At 59.7% G+C, this 2,728-nt stretch carries 4 protein-coding genes; 2 read left to right on the forward strand and 2 right to left on the reverse strand.

Annotation, left to right across the window (positions count from 1 at the left end; translation table 11 throughout):
* Positions 1-16: 16 nt before the first annotated feature.
* Positions 17-385: a hypothetical protein gene (locus RMO15_RS33075; RefSeq protein WP_309723607.1), complete on the reverse strand. Its 369-nt coding sequence runs from the start codon at positions 383-385 to the stop codon at positions 17-19.
* 57 nt (positions 386-442) lie between these two features.
* Here RMO15_RS33075 and RMO15_RS33080 point away from each other — a divergent pair, with 57 nt between their 5' ends.
* Positions 443-1,426, forward strand: a complete 984-nt coding sequence (locus RMO15_RS33080) for an SPFH domain-containing protein (protein WP_309723610.1) — start codon at positions 443-445, stop codon at positions 1,424-1,426.
* Positions 1,423-2,364 carry an SPFH domain-containing protein gene (locus tag RMO15_RS33085; protein ID WP_309723612.1) on the forward strand — a complete coding sequence of 314 codons (942 nt, stop codon included), beginning with the start codon at positions 1,423-1,425 and terminating at the stop codon, positions 2,362-2,364. The genes RMO15_RS33080 and RMO15_RS33085 overlap by 4 nt, the downstream gene beginning before the upstream one ends.
* Before the next feature lie 3 nt (positions 2,365-2,367).
* Here RMO15_RS33085 and RMO15_RS33090 read toward each other — a convergent pair.
* The coding region (locus RMO15_RS33090; protein ID WP_309723615.1) for a nitrilase-related carbon-nitrogen hydrolase at positions 2,368-2,728 on the reverse strand (361 nt) is incomplete at its 5' end.

Raw genomic sequence — 2,728 nt, forward strand, 5'->3', positions numbered from 1 at the left:
CACTCGATGGACCAAATCAGGGGTACAGGCCAAGCGTGGGCGGGGCATCTTTTCGATTGTGGTGTGTCTCTGACAAGTCCTCGAGGAGAATGTGGTAGCCTACGCCCGGCACAAACTGTGCATCGTAGCAGCGCACCAGTGGTGCGTTTGCGAGTGTGACGTAATCTTTCGTGTAGAACTCCGCCTCGGAAGGGCCGAACGTCTCTCCCACACAGAGCTTGAGCCGCAGAGCTTTTGTCGTGCCATCCGCCAGCGTCGCTTTGAGCAGCACCTGGCTTGCCCAGTTACTTGTCTCGGTATGGAGAGTGAAGTCTGTGACGGTTTGTGAGAGCTTCTCGCTCAGCCAATCTGAGGTGATTTGGGTGGGATCGGTAATAACGTGCAACTTTTCTGTCCTTTGTGTTACTGTAGCACAGCAAAGAAAAAAGAGGAAGATGAAACTATGGATGTATTAGGTGGCATAATCATTGGATTTATCGCCTGGATCGTGGTGCGCTGCGTGCTCACCGGATTCTACACGGTCAACCAGAACGAGCGAGCGGTCAAGACGATCTTCGGGCGGGCGCAGCGCGTGGGGGCACTGACCACGCTCGACGATCCCATTGCGGAGTCGCTCTCGGGTGACCAGCGGGAGCGCTATGTCTACCCGCAAGTACACGTGATTCCGCCGGGCGGGCCATACTTTAAGTGGCCCTGGGAGCAGATTCACAAAGTCTCGGTGGCGACGGAGACGGTCAACATGGCCTACGATCCCCAGAACCCCTCGGCCAACAACGAGGGCACGCTCCTGGAAGCCGTCACCAAGGATCAGCTCAACACCGGGCTGACGGGGCAGATTCGCTACCAGGTCTCGGAGCGTAATCTCTATGCCTATCTCTTTGGGGTGCGCCATCCCTTTGCCCATATCATGGGCTACTTTGTCTCGGTGCTCCGCGAGCGCATCGCCACGTTTGAGGCACCTGTGGTGGCGGGACATGAGGAAGCACTTGACGCGGCCTCGGTGGAGGGCATCTCCATCAACGACCTGCGCAAGAACCTCCGCGATCTCAACGAGCACATGGACAAGGAGTGCTTTAGTTCGGCGGCGCGCTACGGCATGGTGCTGGAGGCGTCGCTGATTACCGGAATTGACCCGCCTGCTGAGGTGGAGTCCGCGCTGGCGGCGATCAACACGGCACACAACCATGTCTCATCGGACATTAGCCTGGCAACGGCGGCGGCAGACCAGCGCATTGTTGAGTCGCGCCGTGCCGTGGAGATCGAGACACTCAAAGCGGAGGCCGAAGTCGAGCCCCTGCGGCGGCTGGCCGCGCAGCTCACGGAGCTTCAGTCTACCGGCAGGCCCGCGATGCTGGCCTACGTGCGCAATGCCAAGCTGGCGCTCTTTAGCAATGCCCGACGGGTGATCTCGGAGGTGAAGTCATGATCCTTGTCTATGCCCTAGTGACGTTTTTTGTGCTCCTGATCGGCGGCCCGATCCTACTGGGCCTCCTGCGGTTTTGGGGAGTCTATACCGTGGTGCAGGAGCGCCGCTGCCATGTCTACGTGCTCTTTGGCCAGGTGATCGGCATCATTGACGAGCCCGGCTTCTGCTTTCTCTTGCCGCAGCTCGGCTGGCGTGCCTTTCTTGTGGCCGGTTTTGGCAAGTGCCATGTGATTGACCTGCGCCTCGATCAGGAGTACCTGCGAAGCGCTCCCGTGAACTCAGAAGAGGGCGCTCCCATGGGAATCGGCATCTGGTACGAGATGTACATCAGCGATCCGGTGGCCTATCTCTTCAAGAACTCCGACCCACGCGGCTCGCTCTCGGCCAACGTGAGTAACTCCACGGTGCGCTGTCTGAGCAACCTGCCGCTGGCGAAGATGCTAATTGATCGCCATGCGATGAGCAAGACGGTTCGCGACGAGGTGACGCCTAAGTCCCACGAGTGGGGCTACAAGCTGGGCTCAATCTACATCCGCAAAGTCCACTTCCGCGACCCGGAGATGATTCGCCAGATTGAGAGCAAGGTGGTTAATAGGTTGCGCCAGGTCACGGCAGCGATCAAGCAAGACGGTGTCAACCAGGTGAGCATCATCACCAGCACCGCCGAGCGCCAGGCCGCGGTCGAGTTTGGAAAAGCCGCCGCCGTCCGGCCTGCTATTGTCGGAAAAGCCATGGCCGAGATCAGCGCCGACCCCGAAGTCTCCGAAGCGCTTTTTGATCTCCTAGAGACCCAGCGGATCGTCGAGAGCGGTGCCAATCTCACGCTGATCCAGGGGCAAGGCCAAGGCAATAGCCGGGATCTGATGGCAGGTTTTCTTGCCTCCATGCCCGCCAACGAGGCACAAACGGCTTCGACAAAGCCGCCCGTCAAGCGTTAGAGGCTAGATATCGTCGAGGAACCGAAGCTGGCTTCGGTACTCGCGAAGGGCGGGGAGATCCAGGGAAGCGGAGAGAGTGCCTTCTTCGCTTCCCGCATCGGCGACGATCTCCCCGTGCCAGTCCACGAGCATCGTGCGACCGGGAAACGTAAAATACGGATCGGTGCCGCAGCGGTTGACACCTAAGACATACGCCTGGTTCTCGATGGCACGTGCCTGAAGCAAGCGCACCCAGTGGTGAGCGCGGGCGCTTGGCCAGCTCGCGATGTCCAGATACAGCTCAGGTCGCCATGCCGCTGCCGCCACCCGCCAGACCTCGGGGAAGCGCAGGTCGTAGCAGATAAACGGAGTGACGCGAATCTCC

The organism is Armatimonas sp. (assembly GCF_031410135.1).
GTDB lineage: Bacteria > Armatimonadota > Armatimonadia > Armatimonadales > Armatimonadaceae > Armatimonas.

Bases quoted from the DNA above. Each gene is read 5' to 3' on its own strand.
- RMO15_RS33080 (WP_309723610.1), top strand. From the start codon at position 443: ATGGATGTATTAGGTGGCATAATCATTGGATTTATCGCCTGGATCGTG.
- RMO15_RS33085 (WP_309723612.1), top strand. From the start codon at position 1,423: ATGATCCTTGTCTATGCCCTAGTGACGTTTTTTGTGCTCCTGATCGGC.